This window comes from Paracoccus marinaquae, assembly GCF_018860165.1.
In the GTDB taxonomy this organism is placed as follows: domain Bacteria; phylum Pseudomonadota; class Alphaproteobacteria; order Rhodobacterales; family Rhodobacteraceae; genus Paracoccus; species Paracoccus marinaquae.
Genome location: NZ_JAHKNG010000048.1, coordinates 1 through 22,619, shown reverse-complemented (window position 1 = coordinate 22,619; position 22,619 = coordinate 1). Strand labels below are relative to the sequence as shown.

General features: G+C 67.4%; 21 protein-coding genes. 3 read left to right on the top strand and 18 right to left on the bottom strand.

All coding sequences use genetic code 11. The features are described from left to right. Positions 1-159 precede the first annotated feature (159 nt). The 15 genes from KNW02_RS17955 to KNW02_RS17885 all read right to left on the bottom strand — a co-directional run bounded on the left by KNW02_RS17955 (position 160) and on the right by KNW02_RS17885 (position 16,910). On the bottom strand, positions 160-1,086 hold the full coding sequence (locus tag KNW02_RS17955) for an electron transfer flavoprotein subunit alpha/FixB family protein (protein ID WP_216034593.1): 927 nt from the start codon (positions 1,084-1,086) through the stop codon (positions 160-162). Beyond that, positions 1,086-1,844 (bottom strand): electron transfer flavoprotein subunit beta/FixA family protein, encoded by a 759-nt coding sequence (locus KNW02_RS17950; RefSeq protein WP_120444977.1) that lies wholly within the window; start codon positions 1,842-1,844, stop codon positions 1,086-1,088. Before KNW02_RS17950 ends, KNW02_RS17955 begins: the two co-directional genes overlap by 1 nt. A 12-nt stretch (positions 1,845-1,856) precedes the next feature. Beyond that, positions 1,857-3,050: an acyl-CoA dehydrogenase gene (locus KNW02_RS17945; RefSeq protein ID WP_252734076.1), complete on the bottom strand. Its 1,194-nt coding sequence runs from the start codon at positions 3,048-3,050 to the stop codon at positions 1,857-1,859. A gap of 90 nt (positions 3,051-3,140) precedes the next feature. Continuing rightward, positions 3,141-4,796, bottom strand: a complete 1,656-nt coding sequence (locus tag KNW02_RS17940) for an electron transfer flavoprotein-ubiquinone oxidoreductase (RefSeq protein WP_120444981.1) — start codon at positions 4,794-4,796, stop codon at positions 3,141-3,143. After that, positions 4,793-6,313, bottom strand: coding sequence for a class I adenylate-forming enzyme family protein (locus KNW02_RS17935; protein ID WP_216034591.1), 1,521 nt, complete (start codon positions 6,311-6,313; stop codon positions 4,793-4,795). The genes KNW02_RS17940 and KNW02_RS17935 overlap by 4 nt, the downstream gene beginning before the upstream one ends. Continuing rightward, positions 6,310-7,137 carry an oxepin-CoA hydrolase, alternative type gene (locus KNW02_RS17930; protein ID WP_216034590.1) on the bottom strand — a complete coding sequence of 276 codons (828 nt, stop codon included), beginning with the start codon at positions 7,135-7,137 and terminating at the stop codon, positions 6,310-6,312. Before KNW02_RS17930 ends, KNW02_RS17935 begins: the two co-directional genes overlap by 4 nt. Further along, a complete protein-coding gene (locus KNW02_RS17925) occupies positions 7,134-7,568 on the bottom strand; it encodes a PaaI family thioesterase (RefSeq protein WP_216034589.1) in 435 nt (144 codons plus the stop codon). Before KNW02_RS17925 ends, KNW02_RS17930 begins: the two co-directional genes overlap by 4 nt. Continuing rightward, positions 7,565-8,563, bottom strand: coding sequence for an acyl-CoA dehydrogenase family protein (locus KNW02_RS17920; RefSeq protein ID WP_216034588.1), 999 nt, complete (start codon positions 8,561-8,563; stop codon positions 7,565-7,567). Before KNW02_RS17920 ends, KNW02_RS17925 begins: the two co-directional genes overlap by 4 nt. 15 nt (positions 8,564-8,578) lie before the next feature. Then, positions 8,579-9,775 carry an acyl-CoA dehydrogenase family protein gene (locus KNW02_RS17915; protein WP_216034587.1) on the bottom strand — a complete coding sequence of 399 codons (1,197 nt, stop codon included), beginning with the start codon at positions 9,773-9,775 and terminating at the stop codon, positions 8,579-8,581. 11 nt (positions 9,776-9,786) lie between these two features. Beyond that, entirely contained in the window at positions 9,787-10,962 is a 1,176-nt protein-coding gene (locus KNW02_RS17910) for an acetyl-CoA C-acyltransferase (protein ID WP_216034586.1), read from the bottom strand. Next, positions 10,959-13,073, bottom strand: a complete 2,115-nt coding sequence (locus KNW02_RS17905; protein WP_216034585.1) for an FAD-dependent oxidoreductase — start codon at positions 13,071-13,073, stop codon at positions 10,959-10,961. Before KNW02_RS17905 ends, KNW02_RS17910 begins: the two co-directional genes overlap by 4 nt. A gap of 2 nt (positions 13,074-13,075) precedes the next feature. After that, entirely contained in the window at positions 13,076-13,876 is an 801-nt protein-coding gene (locus KNW02_RS17900; RefSeq protein ID WP_216034584.1) for an IclR family transcriptional regulator, read from the bottom strand. 8 nt (positions 13,877-13,884) lie between these two features. Further along, on the bottom strand, positions 13,885-15,222 hold the full coding sequence (locus KNW02_RS17895) for a TRAP transporter large permease (protein ID WP_216034583.1): 1,338 nt from the start codon (positions 15,220-15,222) through the stop codon (positions 13,885-13,887). 1 nt (position 15,223) lies between these two features. Next, the gene (locus KNW02_RS17890; protein WP_101500522.1) at positions 15,224-15,730 is read right to left on the bottom strand and encodes a TRAP transporter small permease; all 507 of its coding nucleotides are present in this window, start codon (positions 15,728-15,730) and stop codon (positions 15,224-15,226) included. Positions 15,731-15,854: 124 nt separating this feature from the next. After that, positions 15,855-16,910 carry a C4-dicarboxylate TRAP transporter substrate-binding protein gene (locus KNW02_RS17885; protein ID WP_216034582.1) on the bottom strand — a complete coding sequence of 352 codons (1,056 nt, stop codon included), beginning with the start codon at positions 16,908-16,910 and terminating at the stop codon, positions 15,855-15,857. A 235-nt stretch (positions 16,911-17,145) separates the two neighbouring features. Between KNW02_RS17885 and KNW02_RS17880 the strand changes: the two genes are divergently transcribed. Further along, positions 17,146-18,561 (top strand): hypothetical protein, encoded by a 1,416-nt coding sequence (locus KNW02_RS17880; RefSeq protein WP_216034581.1) that lies wholly within the window; start codon positions 17,146-17,148, stop codon positions 18,559-18,561. A 609-nt stretch (positions 18,562-19,170) separates the two neighbouring features. Then, positions 19,171-19,464, top strand: coding sequence for a hypothetical protein (locus KNW02_RS17875; RefSeq protein ID WP_216034580.1), 294 nt, complete (start codon positions 19,171-19,173; stop codon positions 19,462-19,464). Between the two features lie 43 nt (positions 19,465-19,507). Here KNW02_RS17875 and KNW02_RS17870 read toward each other — a convergent pair whose 3' ends face one another. From KNW02_RS17870 to KNW02_RS17860, 3 genes are all read right to left on the bottom strand, one after another. Next, positions 19,508-19,783, bottom strand: a complete 276-nt coding sequence (locus KNW02_RS17870; RefSeq protein WP_216034579.1) for a type II toxin-antitoxin system RelE/ParE family toxin — start codon at positions 19,781-19,783, stop codon at positions 19,508-19,510. Further along, positions 19,776-20,069: a type II toxin-antitoxin system RelB family antitoxin gene (relB, locus tag KNW02_RS17865; protein WP_216034578.1), complete on the bottom strand. Its 294-nt coding sequence runs from the start codon at positions 20,067-20,069 to the stop codon at positions 19,776-19,778. Before relB ends, KNW02_RS17870 begins: the two co-directional genes overlap by 8 nt. Positions 20,070-20,130: 61 nt before the next feature. Then, positions 20,131-20,943: a recombinase family protein gene (locus KNW02_RS17860; protein WP_431356771.1), complete on the bottom strand. Its 813-nt coding sequence runs from the start codon at positions 20,941-20,943 to the stop codon at positions 20,131-20,133. Between the two features lie 885 nt (positions 20,944-21,828). On the opposite strand from KNW02_RS17860, the gene KNW02_RS17855 reads away from it, so the two are divergent. Next, complete coding sequence (locus KNW02_RS17855; protein WP_216034577.1) at positions 21,829-22,302, top strand: DUF3768 domain-containing protein; 474 nt, start codon at positions 21,829-21,831, stop codon at positions 22,300-22,302. Positions 22,303-22,619: the final 317 nt, after the last annotated feature.

The window sequence follows — 22,619 nt, the reverse complement described above, 5'->3', positions numbered from 1 at the left end:
CAAAAATCCCATGTCGATCACTCCGTATGCCTCCAGCTGCTTCAAGCCGAGGCAGGGTTGCACATGGGTCAATTCTCAATGACAATTTTGGCGGTTGCCGGGTCAATTCTCAGTGGCAATCAACACGTTCGACTTAGGCAGCCCTCAAGACTCCAGCCCTCAGACTTTTTCGGTGAGTTCCGGCAGGACGGTGAAGATGTCTCCGACCAGTCCGTAGTCGGCGACCTGGAAGATGGGGGCTTCCTCGTCCTTGTTGATGGCGACGATGACCTTGCTGTCCTTCATCCCCGCAAGGTGCTGGATCGCGCCCGAGATGCCGGCTGCGATGTAAAGCTCGGGGGCGACCACCTTGCCGGTCTGGCCCACCTGCCAGTCGTTCGGGGCATAGCCGGAATCGACCGCGGCCCGGCTGGCGCCCACGGCAGCGCCCAGCTTGTCGGCCAGCTTCTCGATCAGCACGAAGTTCTCCTTGGAGCCGATCGCGCGGCCGCCCGACACGACCCGCTTGGCCGAGGTCAGTTCGGGGCGGTCCGAGGCCGCCACGCGGTCCTCGACCCAGGCCGACAGCCCCGGATCGGCGGCGGCCGAGACGGGCTCGACCGGGGCCGGGGCGCCCTCGCCGGCGGCGTCGAAGCTGGCAATGCGGACCGTCAGCACCTTGATCGGGTCCGAGGACTTCACCGTCTGGATCGCGGCCGAGGTGTAGACCCCGCGCTCGAATGTGTCGGCGTCCACCACGCGGCTGACCTCGGGGATCACCATCACGTCCAGAAGGGCTGCCGTGCGCGGCAGGATGTTGCGCGCATCCGTCGTCCCCGGCGCGGCGATGTGGCTGAACTGCGGGGCCAACTGCACCAGCAGCGCCGCCATCGGCTCGGCCAGGCGGTGGCTGTAGGCGGCATCCTCGGCCACCAGCACCTTTGCCACGCCCGCGATCTTCGCGGCCTCGGCGGCGGCCGCCTGCGCGCCCGCGCCCGCGACCAGCACCGTCAGGTCGCCCAGGGGCTTCACCGCCGTCACGGCCTTGGCCGTCGCATCCCGGTTCAGCCCGTTCTCGGCCATCTCGGCCAGCAGCAGCACCGCCATCAGATCACCCCCGCGGCTTTGAGTTTCGACACCAGCTCGTCGACCGAGGCCACCTTGACCCCCGCCTTGCGCCCCTCGGGCTCGGCCGTCTTCACGACGGTCAGACGCGGGCTCACGTCCACGCCGTAGTCACCCGCCGTCTTCTCGACGAGCTCCTTCTTCTTGGCCTTCATGATGTTGGGCAGGCTCGCGTAGCGCGGCTCGTTCAGGCGCAGGTCGGCGGTCACGATCGCGGGCAGCGTGACCTCGATCACCTGCAGCCCGCCGTCGATCTCGCGCGTCACGCTGGCCTTGTCGCCGGCGACCTCGATCGCGCCGGCCTGCGTCGCCTGCGCCCAGCCCAGAAGCGCGGCCAGCATCTGGCCGGTGGCGTTCATGTCGTTGTCGATCGCCTGCTTGCCCATCAAGACCAGCCCCGGCTGCTCCTCGGCCACGATGGCCTTGAGGATCTTGGCCACGGCCAGGGGTTCGATGTCCTGGTGCACGTCGTCGGCCGCCACCACGAGGATGCCGCGGTCGGCCCCCATCGCCAGCGCCGTGCGGATCGTCTCGGCCGCCTGCTTCACGCCCACCGAGACCACCACGATCTCGGTGGCGACACCCTTTTCCTTCAGCCGGATCGCTTCCTCGACCGCGATCTCGTCAAAAGGGTTCATCGACATCTTCACGTTCGACAGGTCCACCCCCGACCCGTCCGCACGCACCCGCGCCTTCACGTTGTAGTCAATCACGCGCTTGACCGGCACAAGAAGCTTCATGGCTGCATCTCCTCAGAAGAACGCCTGCAGGCCGGTCTGGGCACGGCCGAGGATCAGGGCGTGGACGTCGTGGGTGCCTTCGTAGGTATTGACGGTTTCCAAGTTCACCATATGGCGCATCACCGGGTATTCGTCCGAGATGCCGTTGCCGCCGTGCATGTCGCGGGCCACGCGGGCGATCTCCAGCGCCTTGCCGCAGTTGTTGCGCTTGATCAGGGAGATCATCTCGGGCTGCATCTTCCCGGCCTCGAACAGCCGCCCCACGCGCAGGGCGGCGTTCAGCCCCAGCGTGATCTCGGTCATCATGTTGGCGAGCTTCAGCTGGTGGAGCTGCGTCTGCGCGAGCGGTTTGCCGAACTGCTTGCGGTCCAGCCCATACTGGCGTGCGGCGTGCCAGCAGGCCTCGGCCGCGCCCATCGCGCCCCAGGCGATGCCGTAGCGCGCCCGGTTGAGGCAGCCGAAGGGACCGCCCAGGCCCTCGGCGTTCGGCAAAAGCGCGTCCTCGCCCACCTCGACCTCGTCCATGACGATCTCGCCGGTGACGCTCGCCCGCAAGGACAGCTTGCCCTCGATCTTCGGCGCCGAGAGGCCCTTCATGCCTTTTTCCAGCACGAAGCCACGGATCTTGCCGCCATGCGCGTCGGACTTGGCCCAGACGACGAAGACATCCGCGATGGGGCTGTTGGTGATCCACATCTTGGACCCGTTCAGCCGGTAGCCGCCGGGGGTCTTTTTCGCGGTGGTCTTCATGCCGCCGGGGTCCGAGCCCGCATCCGGCTCGGTCAGGCCGAAGCAGCCCACCCATTCGCCCGAACAGAGCTTCGGCAGGTACTTGCGCCGCTGCTCCTCGGACCCATAGGCGTTGATCGGGTGCATGACCAGGGACGCCTGCACCGACATCATGGATCGGTAGCCCGAATCCACCCGTTCGACCTCGCGCGCGACAAGGCCGTAGCTCACATAGCCCGCACCGGTGCCCCCGAACTCCTCGGGGATGGTGACGCCCAGCAGGCCCAGTTCTCCCATCTCGGTGAAGATGGCACGGTCGGTCTGCTCGGTCCGGAAGGCCTCGCGCACGCGGGGAGCGAGGTGGCCTTGGGCATAGCTCCGCGCGGTGTCGCGGATCATGCGCTCTTCCTCGGTCAGTTCGTCTTCCAGCAGGAAGGGGTCTTCCCAGCGGAAGCTGCCGATGCGGTCCATCTTCATGGTGGTTTCTCCTATCTCCATCAGGCGAGTTCAATAAGCATTACGGTGGTCATGCCAGGCCTATCTTGGGGTCGCGAGGCACCGGCCTTCTTACATGTTGGGATAGTTCGGCCCGTCGCCGCCCTGCGGCGTGGTCCAGACGATGTTCTGCGACGGGTCCTTGATGTCGCAGGTCTTGCAGTGGACGCAGTTCTGGAAGTTGATCACGAAGCGCGCACCTTCGGGCACCGACTTGTCCTCGACCACCTCGTAGACGCCGGCCGGGCAATAGCGCTGCGCCGGCTCGGCGTATTCCGGCAGGTTCACCCGGATCGGGACCGTGGGGTCCTTCAGCTTCAGGTGGCAGGGTTGGCTTTCCTCGTGGTTGGTGAAGGAAAAGGCCACGTTGGTCAGCCGGTCGAACGACAGCTTGCCGTCGGGCTTCGGGTAGTCGATCGGGCGATAGTTCTTCGCGGGCCGGGTCGCGGCGGCGTCGGTCTTGCCGTGCTTCCAGGTGCGCAGGATGTTGCGGTTGAAGAGGCTGGCGACCCACATGTCCATGCCGCCCAGCATCAGGCTGCCCACCATGCCGGTGCGCGACCAGGCGGGCTTGACGTTGCGGACGCGCTTGAGGTCATGGGCGATGGGGCCCGTGCGGACATCCTGTTCGTACTCGACCAGCTCGTCGCCCTCGCGTCCCGCCGCGATGGCCGCCGCGGCCGCGTTCGCCGCCGCGATCCCCGACAGCATGGCGTTGTGGTTGCCCTTGATGCGGGGAACGTTGACCATTCCCGCCGAGCAGCCCAGCAGCAGCGCGCCCGGCACCGTCATCTTCGGCAGCGACTGCCAGCCGCCTTCGGAAATCGCGCGGGCGCCATAGGCCACGCGCTTGCCGCCTTCCAGCAGCTCCGCGATGGCCGGGTGGTGCTTGAAGCGCTGGAACTCGGCGTAGGGGTAGAGATACGGGTTCTCGTAGTTCAGGTGGACCACGAAGCCGATGAAGACCTGGTTGTTCTCGGCATGGTAGATGAAGGACCCGCCGCCCGCGTTCTTGCCAAGGGGCCAGCCCATCGTGTGGACGACGGTGCCTTCCTTGTGCTTGGCGGGGTCGATCTCCCAGATCTCCTTCATGCCGATGCCGAACTTCTGCGGCTCGTGCCCGGCGGACAGGTCGTATTTTTCGATCAGCTGCTTGGCGAGCGATCCGCGCACGCCCTCGGCGATCATCACGTACTTGCCGCGCAGCTCCATGCCCGGCTCATAGGACGGGCCGGGGGTGCCGTCGGGGTTCTTGCCCATCTCGCCCGCGACGACGCCGGCCACGCGGTCACCCTCCATCACCAGCTCGGAGGCCGCCATGCCGGGGAAGATTTCCACGCCCAGCTCTTCGGCCTGCTCGGCCAGCCAGCGGCAGACGTTGCCCATGCTGACGATGTAGTTGCCGTGGTTCGACATCAGCCGCGGCATCGGCCAGTTGGGGATGCGCGCCGAGCCCGCCGGCCCCAGCACCACGAAGCTGTCCGAGGTGACGGCCGTCTTCACCGGCGCGCCCTTGTCCTTCCAGTCGGGGATCAGGGCATTCAGGCCCACCGGGTCCAGCACCGCGCCCGACAGGATATGGGCCCCGACCTCGGAGCCCTTTTCCAGCACCACCACGTTCAGGTCCGGGTCGATCTGCTTGCACCGGATCGCCGCCGACAGGCCCGCAGGCCCCGCCCCGACGATCACCACGTCGAATTCCATCGATTCGCGTTCGATCGTGCTCATCCTTTCTCCTGGGTGTCGAGCGCATCGCGGAACGTCTCGATCAGCTTCTGCTTGAGGATCTTGCCGTTGGGCGAGGTCGGCAACGCCGTTGTCACGATGATGCGCGAGGGCCGCTTGTAGGGCGAGAGACGCTCGGCCACGTGCTCGCGCAGGTCGGCTTCGCTGACCACGGCGGGATCGTCGGCCTGGCAGAAGGCCAAGACCTCCTCGTTGCCGCCCTCGACCTTGCGGCCGATCACGGCGGTCTGGACCACGCGGGGGTGGTCGTTCAGCGCGGCCTCGACCTCGGGGGGATAGACGTTGAAGCCGCCCCGGATGATCAGCTCGCGCGCGCGCCCTGCGATATGCAGGTTGCCGTCCTCGTCGATGCGGCCCAGATCGCCGGTGCAGAGGAAGCCCTCGGCATCGAAGGCCGCGGCGGTGGCCTCGGGGTTGCGGAAATAGCCGGGCATGACATGCGGGCCGCGGGTCTGGATCTCGCCCACGCCATCGGCGCCGACATTGCGCAGGCGCAGATCCACGCCGGGCAGGGCCGGGCCAACGCTGACATCGGGCACGCCGGGCGGGTTGGTGGTCAGGGTGACGCCTGCGGTCGTTTCGGTCAGGCCATAGCCGTTCTGCAGCGCCACGCCGTAGAACGCTTCGGCCCGCCGCTTCCAGTCGGGGTCCAGCGGCGCCGCGCCCGAAGAGACATAGCGCAGCCGCCCCGGCGGCAGGCGGCCCCTGCCGCTTTTGCTGACCTCGTCCATGATCAGCGCGTGCATCTGCGGGACCGCAGGAAGGACGCTGACGCCGGATTGCAGGGCCTCGACCACGGCCGGGGCCGAGAAGCGCGAGAACAGCCACAGCTCGGCACCGGCGACGGTGCTGGCGATCATCATCGAGGTCAGGCCGAAGACATGCGTCATCGGCAGCACGCCCAGGATCAGGTCGTCCGAGGCGATCTCTCGCATCCGGGCCGAGGTCTGGCCGCCAAACAGCAGGTTGGCGTGGCTGAGCATGACGCCCTTGGGCGTCCCGGTCGAGCCGGTGGTGTAAAGGATCACCGCTGTCTGCGCGGCGCCTTCGGCTACCGGCTCGGGCGTGGCGGATGGGTGCGGGCCGGCGATCGACAGCTTGCCAAGCGGCGTGTCCCACCCGGCCGCGCCCGCGATCTCGGCATGGGTGCCGGCCTGCGGCGAGACATGGTTCAGATAGACGGTCAGGCGCGGGTCGGCATGTTCCGCGATGCGGTGCAGCTCGTGTTCGGTCATGCGGGCGTTGACCGGTACGGCCACAGCATCAAGGCGCGACGTTGCCATCAGCAGCCCGACCAGCGCCGCACAGTTTTCGGCCAGGATCAGCAGCCGGTCGCCGGGGCGCAGGTCGCGCGCCTGCAGTTCCGTGGCCAGCACCTCCACGGCGTCGGCCAGTTCGGCATAGCTATAGGTGCTGCCGCCGTCATCGCGCAGCGCGGGCGCGTCCGGGCGGGTGCAGCGCTGGATGTCGAGCAGGTCGTGAACGCGGGTCAGGGTCATGGGCGGGGTTCCTTCTTGTCGGCGCCAGAGCTGCCGCGGCCGAAATCGGGCGCGGTGCGGTTCAGGCGGGCGGTCAGGCCGGCGGCGGCCTCGGGGGCGGCCAGCGCATCGGCCATGGCCTCGGCCTCGCGGTCCAGTTGAGAGGCGAAATCGCCCTCGCGGGCGGCGGCGAGTAGCTGCTTGATCGCGCCGTGGGCCGCGGCCGGGCCCTGCGCCATGCGCGCGGCCAAGGCGGCGGCATGTTCCAGCGCCTGCCCCGGCGCGACGAGGTCGGTGACCACGCCCAAGGCCGCAAAGCGCGCGGCGGGGACCGGATCGCCGGTCAGGCACATGCGGGCGGCAAAGCCCGCCGGCACCCTGCGCGCCAGCGAGGCGGTCAACCCGCCATCGGGCACCAGCCCGACGCGGACATAGGCGGCGGCAAAGCTGGCATCCTCGGCCGCGACCAGCAGGTCGCAGGCCAGCGCAATCGACAGCCCCGCCCCGGCCGCCCCGCCTTCGACGGCAGCGATGACGGGACGCGGGCAGGCGCGGATGGCGCGGATGGTGTCGTGCAGATCCTCGATCCGCGCGCGCCGTTCGTGCCGGGGCATGGCCGCGCGGGTGGCCAGCGCGTTCAGGTCGCCGCCGGCGCAGAAATAGCCGTCGGCCCCGGTCAGCACCACGGCGCCCAGACGGTCCTGCGCCGCAGCCTGCGCCAGCGCCTCGCGCAGGCGGGCATACATGGCGGGGGCCAGCGCGTTGCGGCGGCCGGGGTTCGACAGCGTCACCCGCAGGTGATCGCCGCAATCCTCGATCAGGGCGTCGGCCTGCGGGGCGGTCATGGGCTGTCCTTCGGGCGGCTTGGGGTGGCGGCGGGAACGCGCTTGAAGATCCCGCTGGCGGTGGCGATCAGCGTGCCGTCGTCATGGACCAGCTCGGCCGAGACGAAAAGCAGGCTGCGCCCCCCCCCGACCACACGGCCGGTCGCGGTGACGCCGCCATGCCGCGCCGGGCCGACGAAGTCGATGTTCAGCGAGACGGTCAGGAAGGGCTGGCGGCCGCTGTCATCGACGGTCAGGCTGGCGGTGGCGCCCGCCGCGCTGTCCAGCAGCATCCCCGCGATTCCGCCATGCAGCACGCCGTGGCGGTTGGTGTGGCGCTCGTCCAGGACCAGCCGGCAGCGGGCGCGGCGGTCGGGCTGGCCCACGTCGAGCACATAGCCGACCATGCGCTGCGCGCCGGTCTCGCCCTGAATGATGCCGCCGTCGCTCATGCCGCGCTGGCCGCGATGAAGCGTTCGAGGTGATGGTCGCTGTCGCCGAACCGCGCATCGGCGGCCAGCAGGCGGCGGGCGAGGGGGGCCAGCTCGTATTCCTCGGTCATGCCGATGCCGCCATGCAGCTGGATGGTTTCCTCGGCCACATACAGCGCGACCCGGCCCAGCAGCGATTTCGTCGCTGCGACATGGCGGTCGCGGTCGGCGGTGTCGAGGTTCCCGGCTAGGTTCCACACCGCCGAACGCGCCTGCTCGACCTCGGTCAGCAGGTCGGCCATGCGGTGCTGGAGCGCTTGGAACGAGCCGATCGGCCGGCCGAACTGCTTGCGGGTCTTGAGGTAGTCGGTGGTCAGCTGGACCGCCTTTTCCATCGCCCCCAAGGCGTCGGCGCAGACCGCAAGGATCGCCGCCGCCAGCGGCCGGTCCAGCAGCGCGGCATCGCCGATGCGGCGGGCGGGGGTATCCATTAGCGTCACCTCGGCCGCGCGGCCGCCATCCATCAGCGCATAGCCGCGCAGGCCCAGCCCCTCGGCCCCGGCCTCGACCAGCCACAGCCCGTCTGTAGCCCGCACGATCAGATGCGTCGCATCCTCGGCCCCCGGCACCAGCGATTTCTCGCCGCTCAGCCGCTCGCCCTCGGCGCGGGTCGAGACCTTCCCGTCATAGCGCTGACCGGGTTCTTCCAGCGCCACCGCGATGCGGGCCTCGCCGCTGGCGGCGGCCTCGGCCAGATCGGCCTCGCCCGCGGCGGACAGGATGCCCGCGCCCAGCACCACGCTGTCTAGCAGCGGTGTGACGGCGGCGGCGCGGCCAAGGGTGCGGAACACCATCAGGATGTCCGGCCCGCTGCCGCCAAAGCCGCCCGCCTCTTCGGTCATCAGGGCAAGGCCCGCGCCCAGTTCGGACAGGGCGGCGGCGTCCCCGCCGCGCTCCAGCGTGCGGGCGAGGCTTTCGCCCAGCATGGTCTGTTCGTCGGTGAACCCGAAATCCATGACGCGTTTCTCCCCTTAAAGGCCCAGCAGGGATTTCGCGATGATCCCCCGCTGGATTTCGTTCGAGCCGCCATAGATCGACAGCTTGCGGTTGTTCAGATAGGCGCGGGTCGCGGCTGCCGCCTCGGGCGGGCCGGGGGGCAGGTCGTCATTCGCGCCCTCCAGCGCCTCGGAGGGGAAGGCCAGCGCCCAAGGGCCAACCGCGCGGCGGGTCAGGTCGTTGATCGCCTGCCGGATCTGCGTGCCCTTCAGCTTCAGCATCGAGCTTTCCGCCCCCGGCACCTGCCCGGCCGCCGCCTGCGCCAGCATCCGCAGGTTGGTGGTGGCCATGGCCATCAGGTCGATCTCGATCTCGGCCAGACGCGCGGCAAAGAGCGGGTTCTCAATCAGCGGCTTGCCTTGGGCCTGCTGCGCCCGCGCGACGCGCTTCAGCGCCGCGAGGCCCGCCGTGGCGAAGCCCACGCCGGCGATATTAGTCCGCTCATGCGTCAGCAGGTATTTGGCGTAGGTCCAGCCCTTGTTTTCCTCGCCCACAAGGTTTTCCGTCGGCACCCGGACGTCGTCGAAAAACACCTCGTTCACCTCGGGCGTGCCGTCCAGCAGCACGATGGGCCGCACGGTGATGCCGGGGCTGGTCATGTCGATCAGCAGAAAGCTGATCCCCTCTTGCGCCTTGGCGGTGGGATCGGTCCGCACGAGGCAGAAGATCCAGTTCGCGTGCTGGCCCAGCGTGGTCCATGTCTTCTGGCCGTTGACGATATAGTCGTCGCCGTCGCGCACCGCCGTCGTCTTGACCGAGGCCAGGTCCGATCCCGCGCCGGGTTCGGAATAGCCCTGACACCACCAGTCCTGCCCGTTCAGGATGCGCGGCAGAAAGCGGTCCTGCTGTTCCTTGCTGCCGAATTTCTGCAGCACCGGCCCCAGCATGGCGATGCCGAAGGGCAGGATGCGCGGCGCATGGGCCAGCGCGCTTTCCTCCTCGAAGATGTGGCGCTGGATCGCGGTCCAGCCGGCGCCGCCGAACTCAACCGGCCAGTTGCCGGCAAGCCAGCCCTTCTCATTCAGGACGGCGTGCCATTCCTCGATCTCGTCCTTGGTCAGCTCCTGCTGCAGCCGGACCTTTTCGGACAGCCGCGCGGGCAGCCGGTCCTTCAGGAACTGGCGGACCTCGGCCCGAAAGGCCTGGTCGTCGGGCGAAAAGCTCATGTCCATGGTGGTTCCCCTCAGAAAATCTCGATCAGGCCGGCGGCACCCTGACCACCGCCGATGCACATGGTGACCACGCCCCATTTCGCGCCGCGCCGCCGCCCTTCCAGCAGGACATGGCCCGCCATACGGGCACCGGTCATGCCGAAGGGATGGCCGATGGCGATGGAGCCGCCGTTGACGTTGTATCTCTCGGGGTCGATGCCCAGCCGGTCGCGGCAGTACAGCGCCTGGCTGGCAAAGGCCTCGTTCAACTCCCACAAGTCGATGTCGTCCACGGTCAGGCCCGCGCGTTCCAGCAGGCGCGGCACGGCAAAGACCGGACCGATGCCCATCTCGTCCGGCTCGCAGCCCGCGACGGCAAAGCCGCGAAAGGCCCCCAGCGGCGTCAGCCCTTCGCGCGCGGCCAGGTCGCCGTCCATCACCAGCAGCGCCGCCGCTCCGTCCGACAGTTGCGAGGCATTGCCGGCGGTGACGAACCTGTCCTCGCCCTTGACCGGCTTCAGCGACGCCAGACCTTCGAGCGTTGTCGATGGGCGATTGCATTCGTCGCCCGACAGCGTGAAGGCTTCGTGACGGGTGGCGCCGCTGGCCTTGTCGGTGACGGCGCGGGTCACGTCGATGGGCACGATCTCGTCGGCGAACAGTCCCGCCTCCTGCGCCGCCGCGATGCGCTGCTGGGACCGCAAGGCGTATTCGTCCTGCGCCTCGCGGCCGACGCCATAACGGGCGGCGACATTGTCGGCCGTGTCGATCATGGGCAGATACAGGTCGGGCTTGTGCGCCTCGATCCAGGTTTCGCGCGAATGCCGGGGGGGCGGCTGGACAAGGCTGATCGATTCGACCCCGCCGGCCAGGATCGCGCGCGCGCCTTCCTGCCGAACCATGTGCGCACCCATCGCCAGCGCCTGCAGGCCGGACGCGCAGAACCGATTGACGGTCGTGCCCGCGATGCTGACGGGCAGGCCCGCGCGGATGACGATCTGTCGGGCGATGTTGCCGCCGGTGACGTATTCGGGATAGCCGCAACCCCAGATGCTGTCCTCGACCAGGGCGGGGTCGATGCCCGCGCGCCGGATGGCCTCGGCGGCGACATGGCCGCCCATCGTGGCCCCATGGGTCAGGTTCAGGCTGCCCCGGCCGGCCTTGCCGATGCCCGTGCGGGCGGTCGAAACAATGACGGCGTCCTTCATTTCATGTCCTTTCCGGTGTTCACGTCGGCCAGTTTCCCGCCTTCGGCAGCAAGGCGCGCCAACAGGGGAGAAATCTGCCAAAAATAGGGGTCTTCTTGGGCGAAGCGGGCGATGTTGGCCGTAATGCGGTCCAGCCCCTGCGTGTCGGCCCAATGCATCGGGCCGCCCTTCCATCGGGGAAAACCATAGCCATGCAGCAGCACCACATCGATGTCCGAGGCCCGCGTGGCGATACCTTCGTCGAGGATCTTTGCCCCCTCATTCACCATTGCCGCCATGTAGCGGGACCGGATCTCGTCTGGCGCGAAGCTGCGCGGCGCAGCGCCCAGTTCGCTGCGGATGCCGTCAAGCAATCCGGCCATTCCGGGATCGGGACGGCCCTGTGGGGTTTCGTTGTCATAGATGTAATAGCCGCGGCCAGTCTTGCGACCGAGCCGCCCGGCCTCGACCAGCCGATCGGCAAAGACCGGCACCCGTTCGCGCGGGTCGCGGGTGGGCGCCTTGCGCTGACGGGTGGCATAGCCGATGTCAAGCCCGGCGAGGTCGCCCACCTGATAGGGACCCATCGGGAAGCCGAAGCCGACAATCGCTTGATCGACGTCGTAAGGCGAGGCGCCGTCCAGCACCATGTGGTCGGCCGCCGTGCGATAGGCCAATAGCATCCGGTTGCCGATGAAGCCGTCGCAGACGCCCGAGCGCACGCCGATTTTGCCCATCCGCTTGGCCAGCGCAAAGGCGGTCGCCACCACGTCCGGGGCAGTGCAGTCCGCCACGACAATCTCCAGCAGCCGCATCACGTTGGCGGGCGAGAAGAAATGCAGCCCAATCACGTCCTGTGGGCGTAAGGTCGCTTGGGCGATCAGGTTCACGTCGAGATAGGACGTGTTCGTCGCCAGCACCGCGCCGGAGCGGCAGATGCTGTCGAGGGTCCGGAACACCTCGCGCTTGACGTCGAGATCCTCGAACACCGCCTCGATCACCAGATCGACCTCGGCCAGCGCGTCATAGGCAGCGGCGGCGCGGAACGCCTGCGAAAGCATCTGGTCGCGCGCCTCGGGGGCAAGCTTGCCGCGCTTGACGGCGCCCTCCAGCATCTTGCCGATGCCTGCGGCCGCTTTGCCCGCCGAAGGTTGGTCACGTTCGACCAGCGTCACGTCCAGCCCTGCCGTCAGCGCGGCGGCCGCAATGCCTTGCCCCATGGTGCCGCCGCCGATGATGCCGACGCGGTCCAGCTTGCGCGGGCTGACGCCGGTCAGGTCGTCCTGCTGCGCGGCCCGGCGCTCGGCGAAGAAGGCGTGGATCAGCGCCGCGCGTTCGGGCGTTTGCATCAGGTCCATGAAGGCGCGGCGCTCATGCGCCATGCCCCCGGCAAAGGGCATCGCGAGCCCCTCGACGATGGTGTCGAGCGCGCGCATCGGGCCCACCTGCCCGCGGGCGGACTTCGCGACCTTCCGGCGCCATTCCTCCACCATCGCCGCGTCAGCCGCCGGAGCGTCGGCTTCACCCAGGCGGCGAGGCCCGGCCCCTTGGTCCAGCAGCCGCCGCGCCTCGGCCTCGCCTGCGGCGCGGGGATTGGTCCCTTCCGCCACGGCGTCGATCAGCCCCAGCCGCAGCGCCTCTTTCGCACCGATCTGGCGGCCCGAGGTGATGAGGTCGATGGCGGCCTCGATCCCCACGGCGCGCGGCAGGCGCTGCGTACCCCCCGCGCCGGGCAAGAGGCCCAAGGTCACCTCAGGCAGGCCCATCCGGGTGCCCGGCACCGCGACGCGGTAATGGGCGCCCAAGGCGACCTCTAGCCCGCCGCCCAGAACCGTGCCGTGCAGCGCCGCGACCACGGGCTTGTCCGAAGCCTCGATGGCGGCGATGACATCGGGCAGGCCGGGCGGCACCGACGGCTTGCCGAATTCCGAGATATCGGCCCCGGCGATGAAGGTCCGGCCGGCGCAGAACAGCACCGCGATCCGTGCCTCGGGGTCTTGGGCCAAGCGGTCGATGGCCTCGGCCAGACCTTGCCGGACGGCTGCGGACAGCGCGTTCACGGGCGGGTTGTCGACCTCGATAAAGGCGATCTCGCCGTCGCGGCGATAGGTGACGGGCGTCTGTTCAGCCATGGTCAGGCCTCCATGCGGATCAGGCCGGGGGCCTGTCCAGTCAAGCGTTCCAGGGTGCGGACGGCGGTGGCGAGCTGCGGCCCGACCTCGCTCTCCATCCGCTCGATCGGGGCCTCGCGCGGCAGCGCGCCGCAGGTAAAGACCACCGGCTCGGCCAGATTGCCGCTGCGGAAGGGCACCGAGACGGCGTTATACGCGGCCGAGGTCCAGCCGCCGGCGGGGGTCGAGACAAAGCCGCGCTGCGCCAGTTCGTCATGCGCCTGCGGCCGGTGGTCCATCATCGCGTGCAGCGCCTGCGCGTCCGGCAGAAGCTCGTCGGCGATGCGCTCGATCTCGGCCGGGCTGGTCGCGGCGATGAAGGCGCGCCAGGACGAGAAGGGCTGCAGGGGAATCCGCTGCCCGACCTCGAGCCAGATCGAGGCCACGCGCCGCGGCCGCCATGTGCGGATCAGCACCAGCTTGTCGGCGTCGCGCACCGCCAGCACGACCAGCGTCCCCGTCTCGTCGGCCAGATCCTGCATCAGATCATGCGCCGGCACCAGGAAGGACAGCGAGGCCGCCGCGACATGGCCGACCGCGACCAGCGTCGGTCCCGGCCGGAACCGGTCGTCGCGGGGCGACTGGACCAGATAGCCCAGCTCGCGCAGGGTGAAGGTCAGCCGCGAGACGGTCGATTTCGGCAGGCCGGTGCGCTGCGCGATCTCGGCATTGCTCAACCCGTCATCGGTGACGCGGAAGGCGCGCAGAACCGACAGCCCCCGGGCCAGGGTGGTCGCAAAGCGGGGATCGTTCTGCTCGGTCATCGCCTGCCTCACAAGCCGTTCGGGATCAGGGTCGAGATGGCGGGCACCAGGATCAGGATGGCCAGCACCACGATATCCATCGCCAGGAAGCGCATCACCCCGGCAAAGATCTGGTCCACGGTGATGTCGCGCCCGGTGACGTTGCCGATGACAAAGACGTTCAGGCCCACAGGCGGCGTGATCAACCCGATTTCCAGCAGCTTGACCACGATCACCCCGAACCAGATCAGATCCATGCCCAGATTGTCGACCATCGGGATCACGAAAGGCAGGGTCAGCACGATGATCCCCACCGGGTCGAGGAACATGCCGAGGAAGATATACAGCACCGAGATCGCCACCATCAGCAGCAGCGGCGACAGCCCGGCATCGGCCACCCATTGCGACACCATCCCCGCCGCCCCGGTCAGCGCGACGAAGGACACGAAGATCTTGGCGCAGGCGGCGATCAGGAAGATGGCGGCGGTCTGGATCAGGCTTTCGCGGATCGCGACCCACATCGAGCGCAGGCTTAACGAGCGTTCGGCGAACCCGATCAGGATGGTCAGCAGGACGCTGACCGCCGCCGCCTCGGTCGCGGTGAAGATGCCGCCATAGATGCCGCCGATGATGACGGTGAACAGCACCAGCGCCGGCCAGGCCGACACCGCCGCCCGCAGCCGCGCCCCCCGGACCAGCGGCGTGGGGTCCACCGGCGCCGCGGACGGGTCGCGCGACACCCACCAGAAGACGACGATGACATAGCCCCCCAGCGTCAGCAGACCGGGCAGGATACCCGCCAGAAACAGCTTGCTGATCGAGGTCTCGGTAAAGATGCCATACAGGATGAACAGCACCGAGGGCGGGATCAGCGACCCCAGCGTGCCCCCCGCCGCGACCGAGGCCGTGGCCAGCCTCGGGTTATAGCCCAGCCGCAGCATTTCCGGCACGCAGATCCGCCCCATGGTCGAGGCGCAGGCGATCGACGACCCCGAAATCGCCGAGAACCCGGCGCAGCCCATCAGCGAGGCGACGCTGACGCCTCCCGGCACCCGGCGCAGCCAGACATTGGCCGCGTCATAGATGCGGGTGGTGATGCCGGTGTGATAGGCGATGTTGCCCAGCGCCACGAACAGCGGGATCATCGACAGGTCATAGGAATGGATCAGCTCGAAAAAGCTGTTCACGACCATGGACGAGGTCGGGTTGATGGCGCGTTCCGGGGCAAAGCTGCCGCTGCGGAAGGCATAGATCAGAAAGGTGCCCACGGTCGCCACGCCGGCCAGCACAAAGGCGATCGGCACGCGCAGCGCCAGCAGCACGATGACCATTCCGAAGGCGACAAGTCCGATGGTTGCTGGATCCATCTCAGACGGACTCCTCTTCGGTGTGGGTGGTGACGGTCCCGGTGCGGCGCAGTTCCAGCGCGTCTTCCAGCGCGACCAGCGCCAGGCGGATCGTCATGATCACAAGGCCCAGAAGAAAGGCCAGCTTCATGGGCCAGCGCGGGATGCCCAGAAGACCGTCATAGAATTCGTTCGACCGCCACGATCCGGCGAGGTTGCGCCAGCTGGCATAGATCAGCGGCAGCACGGCCAGCAGCGCGATGATCCAGCCGAACACGATCAGCCGGCCCCGCATCCGCGGCGACATGCGGTCGGTGACGAAGGTCACGGCGATATGGGCGCGGCTGGCCGTGGCCGCCGCCAGCGGGAATACGATGGTGGGGATCATCAGCTCGCGGACGATGATGACGATGTCGGGCACGCTCCAGCCGAAGAACTGGCGGCCGATCACATTGGCGCTGATCGCCAGCGTCAGCGCCAGGGTCGAGACGACCGCGAATTCAAGCAGGATACGTTCGATGGCCTTCATGGTCGCACCTCCGGGTCCGGTCGGACGGGTTCGATCAAGGGACGGCCGGGGCCGATGTGGGCCGGGCCGGCAAACGGGCGCGCGTGGGGATCGGCGCGCCCGCTTCTGTCATGTCAGGCGGGCCTTAGTTGGCCTTGGGTGCCCAAGGGTAGCCCTGCTCGTCGCGCTGCTTGGTGTATTTCACGATCAGCGCGGTGTATTCATCCACCAGCGCTTGGCCGTCCAGGCCCGCGCCATCAGCGCGCTGGATCCACTCGTCGATGTATTTCTTTCCAGCCTCGGCCAGCCGCGCGCGGTCCTCGTCAGAGATCTTCAGGACAGGGGTGCCCTTCTCCTCGAGAATCTTGACCGAACGCTCGTTGGCATCGGTCAGGATGCGCCCGAACTCGTCCGCCAGTCCCTCGCCCGCGGTCATCAGGCCCTGCTGCTGCTCAGGCGTCAGCGCGTCAAAGCTGTCCTTGTTCATCATGATGCCCAAGGCGCCGATCTGGCCGAAGTCGAGTTCGGTGTAGCTGACGAAAACTTCGTCGAACTTCAGCGCTTCGACGAGATAGGGATAGGTCTGGGTACAGTCGATCAGGCCGGTTTCCAGGCCCTGATAGGCTTCGTAGACCGACATGTCGACCGGCGTTGCCCCGAGATCGTGGAACACCTTGCCATAGGCACCGACGCCGCGGATCTTCAGTCCTTTGACATCATCGAGGGACTCAATGGTCTTGCCCTTGCACCCGACCTGCACGGCCGAGGTGGTGTAGGTGCCGATATAGACCAGGTTCTGGTTGGCCAGGTTCTCCCTGATCTGCGCGTTCTCGCGCATCAGCTTGTCAGTGGCCTTCATTCCCACCCAAGGATCGGGGTTTGGAATCGGCAGGTCGGCCAGGCCATAGGCGATCATGTCCTGCGGAAAATAAACCCCAATGACCGAGCCCATGTCGGCGACACCATCCCGGATCGACTGAACGGCGACCTTCTCGGAAAACAGCGCGCCGCCCCAGTTCACGTCGATGGTGACTTCGCCCTTGGTCTGTTTGGCGACCTGATCAACGAACCACTGGGTCGCCTCGGCGCGCACGCCGCGGTTGGGTCCGGCTTCGCCGTAGATCAGCGTGGCGGCCATCACCGCGGACGACGCCGAGCAGAGCAGCCCGACGGTCAGGAAACTTGTCCTCAGAAAACGCATGGTGATTCTCCTCCTGTTTCAACAGATGGCACACTGTCCCAGATAATGCAACACTCTTGCGCTGCCTCAAGCGAATTTGCGAGAGTGGCGGTGAGGATTCGCAGAGAGGAAAAAGATGCGTGTTCACCCGGGCGAGGGAGGGCTTCGTCTTCATTTCCGGCCACGATGTCTGTCTCTGCTCCGGCCGGCTGCGAACGCCTGCTGTCTGATGCCCGTCTGAATGCAGGCTTTTCCCATGCCCGAGCGCTCTGTCCGCATGCTGGTCGCACAGGGCTGCATCATCGTCGTCGTCCTGGCGTCCTTTGCCGGCATCTTCATCCACTCTGCCGCCATCGGCCTGACCGCCGGCGCGGCGCTGGCGGTCTTTCTTGTCCTGTGCTGGCGGCAGTTCACCATCGCCACGTGGTTGACCGTCAGCCTTTGCGTCCTGCTGCTGGCCGCGGCGATGCTGCGCGGCATCGACATCGAGACGCTGTCCCGGGGGCTTGAGCGGATGGCCTTCCTGGCGGCGCTGCTGGCGCTTCTGGGTGCGTTGCGGGTGGTCGCCTCAGAGGCGCCCGAGGTCGTCCGCGCCGGGCGCTATCTCACAACGCGCCCACCCGGCCGGCGCTATCTGGCGATGAACTTCGGCGGCCATGTCTTCGGCGTCCTCATCAATCTCGGCGGCATCGCGCTGCTGCTGGACATGACGCGGCGGTCGCTGGAGGAGACGAGCGCCCATCTGCCCCCGGACCTGCGGGAATGGAGGCTGCGCCGCATCACGACGGCCGTGCTGCGGGGCTTTGCGCTGGCCCCGCTCTGGTCGCCCATCGGGCTTGGGCTGAACGCCCTGCTGCTGGCAATGCCCGGGCTGGAATACGCCGACATCGGGCCTGCGGGGTTGCTGGCGGCGGCGTTGTTCCTGGCTTGGGGCTGGTTTCTGGACTGGGCGGGGGCGCCGCGCATCCCGCTGACGTCGCGGGCAGCCCCTCGACCGGATGCCGCCGACCGGGGCGGGGTTGCGCTGCTGGTGATGCATGTGGCGCTGCTGGCTGGGCTGGTCTTCGGGCTGCACGCGGCCACCGGGCTGCAGTTCCAGCAGGCGCTGCTGATCGCCGTGCCGGGCTACAGCCTGGCCTGGGCGGCGCGGATCGGGCGCGGCGGTCCGGGCCGCGCGGGTGCCGCGATGCGCCGCGCCACCGCCGGGACGATCCGGCGCTTTCCCCTGGCCGCCGCCGAGATCGGCGTCTTCGCCTCGGCGGGGCTTCTGTCGGTGCTGGCGCTGGAACTGCTGCCGATCGACCGGGTGCAGGCGCTGGTCGCCGCGCTGATCGGGGCGCCCTGGCAGATGGTCGTCCTGCTCAACCTGTCCATGTTCGCGCTGGCCACGGCAGGGGTGAACCCGATCATCACGGCCTCCGTCCTAGGCGGCCTCGTGACGCAACTGGACGTGCCGGGACTGAGCGATGCGGCCGCGGCGCTGTGCCTCGCGGGAACCTGGAGTTGCGTCATGGGCTTCACGCCGCTGATGACGACGGTGGTCTATGCCGGCACGTTGGTCGGACGGCCTGCGGCGGTCGTGGGCTTCCGCTGGAATGGGTTCTACTGCCTGTCGGGGCTGGCCCTGTGGACGATCGGGATGGCGCTGCTCGTGCAATCGGGCCTGATGTGAGGCTCGCCCCCCCCTTTTCTTCTGCCACTTGGACAACGGCGCGATGGATGCTGGCGACCGAAGGCCGCGGATCGAGAAGGGCCAGACCCTCGATCAGTTCGACCATCTCCTTCGGGAAGATGCGCGTCCCGGCTTCCGGCCGGATCGGACGTGCAGGGCCTGCCGGCCCATCCGCCCGGTCGCGGGCCGGCCAGCGGCGCGCGGTCCGCATCGGGAGGCCCGCCCCGGCTGCCACCCTTGATGGTGGAGGTGCGGGCGCCGCAGGGCCATGCGGCGGGCGGCGTCCGCCCTGTCCGGCCCCATCCTCCGGTCCCTCCGTCATGATGGTCTTCCCGTCCGCAAGGGGATCGCTGAGCAGGACACCCTGCTGAGGTGCAGCGTCGGCACCGATTTACCTGCCCAGGCTCGCAAGATCCGCCAGGGTCCGAGTCTCACATGAGTGGTCCGACATGTTTTGCAGTGAAGGGGCGTCATGTGTTACAGATGGCCCATGAGATCGCTGCTGATCGGCCAGTCGTGTTGTCTTGCGGGCAAGCGAGAGCTCGCGGCTCGCATTAGCATAGGGCCGCAGCCAAGCCTGTCTCTGGCGCTGACAAGCCAGGCGCTGATATGATGACGGAGAATTCGAAGACCCCTCGCCAGCCGGCGCTCAAGAGCGAAACCCGTCAGACGAACTGGCGCCGCGCCAATCTGGCCAAGTATACGGCTCACTTGGCAGTGCAGCGGGCGCTTGTCTCGGGCGCGCTGCAGAAACAGAGTTGCGAGGTGTGTGGCACCGATGTGGTAGATGCCCATCACGACCGCTACGACGAACCGCTGAATGTCCGATGGCTATGCCGCCGCCATCATGTCAGGCTGCACCAAGGTGGCGAAGACATGTTTCCCGTAAGGCAATCGGAATAGAAAGTTACGACCAACGAAAGCCCTTGAGCTCACCCTGCCCGGCTCAGGGCCACATCTGCGCGGCATGAAGGACGCGCAGCACCGTCACTGCCGACGCGGTCTCAGTATAGACCACGATGTAATTGGGCCGGACCACCAGTTCCCGCGTGCCCTCCACTCGGCCGGGGCGGCAGCGTTTCGGATGCGCAGGAAGTTGCGCCACCTTCACCTGGATCTCGTCCATCAGGGCAAGAGCGGCATCCGGGTTGTCGTCCGAGATGTAATTGACAATCGCCAGCAGGTCCGCGATTGCTAGGGCCTTCCACTCAAGCTCAGGCACGCCGTTTCCCGTCGATCAGGGCACGGGCTTCTCGCATTACCTGATCATGCGGGGTGGTCGGACGCGGATCGGCCAAGGCCTCCTGCACCTTGGCACGAAACCAGGCGTCATAAGCGTCCGGGTCTGCTGTCAGGCCAACAGGCAGACCACCCTCGGCGGCAACGCGGGTCAGCAGGATGCGCACGGCATCCGACAGCGTCAGGCCAACACCGGAAAGGGCCTCGGCCGCTTGTGCCTTGAGGTGGTCGTCCACGCGGACATGGAGCATCGAGGTCTGGGCGGGCATGGCGTCCTCCTGTTCAGGAAACAATATGTATCTCAATTGAGATGCAATCAAGTCATCCCGCCTATGGCAGGTTCTTCGTCCTTGCCTGTGGAAAGTAGGCGTAGAATGTGGCCCGGCTCACATTGAGGCGCTTGGCGATCTGTGCCACGGGAATGTTGGTGTCCTTCAGCAGCGCACGAGCCATTGTCAGATCGTCCTCGGAGAGCTTGCGCCGCCGTCCGCCCTTGCGTCCCCTGGCAGCCGCGGCCTTCAGACCTTCAAGCGTGCGTTCGCGGTTCAGATCGAGGAAGTACTCGGCAATGGTGCCCAAGAAGTTGAACATCAACCGCCCGGTCGAGGTTTCGGTATCGATAGCCTCGGTCAGGGACCGAAGCCGCACCCCCTGCCCTTGCAGCTTGTGCGCCGTGTCCAGCATCTCGCGCAAGGACCGGCCAAGCCGATCCACCTTCCAGACCACAAGCTGATCCTCGGGGCGCAGGAAGGCAAGTGCCGCCTCTAAGGCTGGACGCTTGGTCCCGGCGCGACCAGACTCCTTCTCCTCGAAGATGCGCTCGCAGCCGGCCCGCTGCAGCGCATCCCTCTGCAAATCGAGGTTCTGATCATCCGTGGAGACGCGGGCGTAGCCGATTAACATGTCAGGATAGTAGCTGAACAGGGTATGTCGGACAACTGATTTCCTGACACGGTTTTCGGACACTCGGACGGACAAAAAGCAGGGCTCCGGCACTTGTAATTGACACTGTCCAGAAAACGAACGTTTGATGGACATCGATGAGGTGAGGTTCGATCGGCGGTTACGTGGATCTACGGCCACATAGCCGCCGGTTGGCCGCCGTCTAGCGCTGCAGCGCATCTCCTCAAAGCTGCCCTTCATGCTGGCACTACTCCCCAGTGTAGCTTTCTAGCAAATAGGTAGGCTGGGCGCGCAGGCGGCTTTCGCCGCCCCTTGCATGAACGTCCGCATTGTCAGTTGAACTTCCCAAGGCTGTCAAATGCCTCTGGGCGTCGCCCTTCGGGCCGCGCACCCGGCTCCGGCCTTGCGGCCTCCACCCGAGCTGATCGGACCGAAGCGCGCGGCTGCGGCGCCCGGCCGAATGTCTCGTCCCGAGCCATCCCACGAACCCCGGTCCAGCGCGCCCTGCCCCGACGATCTCGGCCCTGGCGGGCGGGACCGCTGACGCAGGCGCAAGGCGCTGAGCGAGACAGCATGGATCGAGCGAAGCGCCGGGAGGCGATCCACACAAAACGAGTTACGCGAAACGCGGAACGGATTTTGGCGCACGCAGCGGTCCGCTGATGGCGGATAGCAGGCGGCGGATGGCAATCGGCAATCGGCCAACTGGGGTGACGGGCAGTAGGACAGACGCGACCCGCGCGAGGGCGCGGGCCATGATGGGCTGTTGCCGTGCCGGGGGATCGACGCCGGCTGCGCCCGCGCTCACCCCCGCCGCGAAGATGTTTCCATTTCCCTTGTCCGCCACGCATCCCTGCGTCTGACGGTCAATGGCCAAGCGCCGCGCGTGCCGCGCGTCGTCGTCCAGGCGGGCCGTGTCCTCGCGCGTGCCGCGCTGCGGGCCGCACCACCCCGCCCTCTCGAGCCTTGACAGTCACCCCCAGGGCCGCGGGCAGGGCTGCGCCCTCCCCGCTTTGCCGTCCGAAAGGCATGGGGCCTTTCGACGACACGCAGAGAGGTCTCGCCCATCGGCGGAAAGCAGGCACCAAGCCCCGCGCCGCCCGTCGCAAGAGAAGGACGATGCCCATGCTGGCCGAAGACAACTTTGCCGTGGATTTCAGCTGCACCACCTGCGGCAAGATCATCAACGCCCTGACCTGCCCGAGCCATTGCCCGCAATGCCAGACCGCCGCGCCCGATCACGGGTTCCCGACCGCCGAGGCCGTGAAGATCGCGGAGCAGAACGACCGTTTTCGTGCGGGGCTGCTGACCGGGACCGCAAGCGATCTGCGGGGCCAGGTTGTCGTGACCTCTGCCGTCAACGGCATGGGTAGGGATTTCCTGACCGCTGCGCTGATGGCGGTGGCCGGGGATAGCACGTTCACCCCGGATAATGACCCTTACGGCGATCATGGTTTCGGCACCGTCACCGTGCTGACCGTCCGGCTGTTCTGGAAGATCGACCTTTACGACGAGGAACTGGTTTACGGCTCGCCCGCGCCCGCCAACCCCGCCGTCACCCGGCGCGTCCTGACCATCATGTTCCCCTCCGATTACTGATCGCCGCAATCCGGCCCGCGTCATGCTTCGGGCGGGCCGGTCAACTGCCACGGCAACCGGAAAGGAGGTGAGAACAACGAACCAATGGCTTGAACAGCGCATCGCGGAAGCGTGGGCGCTTATCAGGAAGGGCGATCAGTTTGGAATCGGCCGCGCCTTCCTGAACCAGCACGGGGTCATCTGACCCCCTCGCCTCACCCGATCACGGGTGGGGCACCGATAACACGAAACCACAGTCGCAAACAAGGATATGACCCCATGAAACAAGGTGCCATCACCACCGCCCCGATCCAGTATTTCCCGCTGGACGCGCTCTA